1 protein-coding gene is annotated in these 248 nt (G+C 39.5%); it reads right to left on the bottom strand.

The features are described from left to right. Window positions 1-248, bottom strand: a 248-nt coding sequence (locus QP140_RS10160) for a phage portal protein (protein WP_284759536.1), incomplete at both ends; no start/stop codon positions are given.

The raw sequence follows: 248 nt of genomic DNA, 5'->3' as shown, positions 1-248 counted from the left end.
CATTCTTGAACTGTGCATCTTGATCTACAAATATGCCGTCATTGAAGTCAGGCGTGATTACTAAGCTATCTAAGTCACCGGTCCATTTAGGCTGTTGATCGCTCCATAGTTCTGGTGTCTGTAGCAGTTCAGCAATTGCATAAACTAACTGGTCTATAGTATCTTCTACTTGCGTTAAGTAACTTGATCTAGTTTGATAAGTCATTGAATTGCTTGAAACAACACCGGTAGCTGTTTGAATACCAGTA

The organism is Corynebacterium sp. UMB9976 (genome assembly GCF_030212265.1).
GTDB lineage: Bacteria > Actinomycetota > Actinomycetes > Mycobacteriales > Mycobacteriaceae > Corynebacterium.
The sequence above is the reverse complement of the archived record's forward strand: the minus strand, read 5'-3'. Positions and strand labels throughout refer to the sequence as shown.